Here is a 2,735-nt window from a genome sequence, read left to right on the forward strand (position 1 = left end):
AGTCGCGCAACACCACGCCTTGGGATTGGTGCTGCACGGCGATGCGCTCGGTGCGCTGGCCAAACGCCTGGCCCAGCGCGGCCCAGGCGCTGGCCATGGCAGTCAGGGTGGCTTGCAGCTCCTGTTTTTTGCGGGTGCCCAGACCGGCCATGGGTAAATCGCCCGCGCGTTGCAGGGCACCGAGCCGACTGGCCACCAGCGACTGGAGCTGCGCTGCATCGCACTGCGGCGGCGCGGGCCAGTGCTGTAGCTGCGCGGCAACGAGCTGGTAGTTTTCCAGACCGTCAAAGGCAAAGGCTTCGGTATCGCCCGGCTCGTCTTCAGGACTCCAGAAGCCCACGCCCAAACGCTCCTTGAAAAACGCCTTGACCGGGTTGCGCAAGAACCGCACCAGCCGCTCCATATCCAGCGGGGCACTGTCATCGGCCAAGACCACGGAGGCGCCTTGTGTGCCATCGTGGGGCGCAATCGCCAAGGGCTCGTCCAGCACACCATGCACGCTGCGCCACTCGCGGGCGTAGGTGCGCAGCGGCGAGGCAGCCTCGAAGTAGCGGCGGCTGAAGGGTTGCAGCGGGTGCTCGGTGGTGCGGCAGGCCACGGCCTCGTCGCCCCAGGCGGCGGCGATGTAGTCGCGCAGCTGCGACACCAGCACCGAGGGCGGCTGGTCGCTGTTGTCGCGCACGCTGCGGCCCGTCCAGCTCACATACAGCACGCGCCGCGCCGACAGCAGCGCTTCGAGCATGAGCTGGCGGTCGTCGTGCTGGCGCGAGCGGTCGCCGGGGCGGAACATGCCGCGCTGGTTCATCAGGTCGAAGTCGCTGCGCGGGGCGCGGCGGGGGTAGTCGCCATCGTTCATGCCCAGCAGGCACACCACCTCGAACGGGATGGCGCGCATGGGCATCAGCGTGCAAAAGGTCACGCCACCCGCCCTGAAGCGCTGGTCGAGGCTGGGCTGCTGCAAGGCGTCCATCCAGCCGTGGCGCAGCGCGGCCAGCGGCACGGCTTGTGCAAACCCGGCCTGTTCGCAGGCGCGCAGCCAGCGCGCCAGGCCGTCGTGGAGTGCGGCCAGGGCCTGGGCATCGGCCTCATCGGTGCTGCGCAGCAACGCGCCCAGCAGCCACTGGGCGTGGTCGCGCCACTGCTCGGGCGTGGCTTGCTGCTGGCTGCGCTGCCACCAACCATCGAGTGTGTGCAGCAGGTGGGCCAGGCTGCCCGCCACGGCGGCATCCAGGCCACCCACTTCGGTGTAAGGCTCTATGCCCTGCCAGCCTGCGGCGGCAGCGGGCGCATCGTCCAGCGCCCCGGCGGCATAGGCCAGCAGCATGCGCTGCAGCCCAAACCAGGCGCTGTTTTGCTCGCCACATTCCGCCAGGCCCAGTTGCGCGCGCTGCTGGGCGTGCAGCCCCCAGCGGATGCCCGCGCCGCCCATCCACTGCGTGAGCTGCGGCAGTTGGTCGGCGGCGATGCCAAAGCGCCGGGCAATGGCGGGCACTTCCAGCAAATCCACCAGCTCGCTCAGGCCGCAGCGCTGCGTGGGCAAGCGCAGCAACCATTCCAGCGCCACGATGACCGGGCTGCTGGCCTTGGCGCTCAGATCAGCAATATCGAAGGGGATAAAGCGCGCATCGTGGCGCGGGTACTGGCCGAACACGGCGCGAATGGCCGGGGCCATGCTTTGTACGTCGGGCACCATGACGACGATGTCGCGCGGGGCCAGACCGGGCTGGGCCAGCAGGGCCAGCAGCTGGTCTTGCAGCACCTCCAGCTCGCGCACCGGGCTGTGCGCCACATGGAACACCACGGAGCGGTCGTCACGCGCCAGCGGTGCATCGTCGTGGCGCACCGCCAGCGGCTCCAGGTCGCGGATACGCTGCTGCACGCGGGTGAGCAGGGGCGTGTCTGCCGTCTCGGGGGCCTCGCCAAACAGGTCGATTTTGAGCAGCGGAAAGCGTTGTGCTGTGGCGGCGGCATCGTCAAAGGCATCAAGCTGGCGCACAAAGTCGCGCCCCTGGCGGCCCCAGGCGGCCAGCAGCGGGTGGGCGTGCAGGTGCATGTCTTCCCAGGCGGGCGGCGCACTGGGGCTGCCCGTGCGCGGGTGGTGGCGGCGGCGCTCCATCCGGAACAGCTCGCGGCCTTCGATGATGTCGCCCCAGTAAAAGCGGCAGGGGTTGGGCACGGCCAGAATCACCTGGCTGTGCGGCGCCAGCGCGGCCAGCAGCTCCAGGTAGGCGCCAGGGATGTGGCTCATGCCAAACACCACCAGGCGGCGCGGCACCCGGCCCGCAAAGTCCTCGTCGCCCTGCAAGCGCGCCAGCGCCTGGCGGTGCAGGTCGGGGCGGGTGGCGCTGCGCTGCTCGGGCGGCAGGCTCTCCAGCACCGCGCGCCACAGTGCAGGCTGCCAGCGCTGGTCGTCCGCCAGGGCCTGGGGCTGGCCAGCGGGGGTGGTGACGGTGTCGTGCCCGGCGGCCCAGGCCTGTAGCCAGTCGGCGCGGTAGTTCTGGTACTGGTCGAACAGGTCGGCCAGCTGGGCAGCCAGTTGCAGTTGGCGGGCGGTGTCGGGGGCGATGGATGCTGGTTCGCTGGCCCATTCAGCAGTCTGGGCGGTAGGCCGCAGGTACTGGGCCATGGGCGCAAACACCGGCTGCGCCAGCACGCCGGGCAACAGCTGCATCAGCCGCCAGGTCATGGGCAGCTTGTCCAGCGGCGACTCGCGGGGCACCCCGCCTGCACCCAGC

At 70.3% G+C, this 2,735-nt stretch carries 1 protein-coding gene; it reads right to left on the reverse strand.

The genetic code is table 11. The features are described 5' to 3' along the window. Positions 1-2,735, reverse strand: a 2,735-nt coding sequence (recC, locus tag PHX69_RS16080; RefSeq protein WP_288045147.1) for an exodeoxyribonuclease V subunit gamma, incomplete at both ends; no start/stop codon positions are given.

Origin of the sequence: Simplicispira sp., from assembly GCF_028687295.1 — a bacterium.
Classification (GTDB): domain Bacteria; phylum Pseudomonadota; class Gammaproteobacteria; order Burkholderiales; family Burkholderiaceae_C; genus Simplicispira; species Simplicispira metamorpha.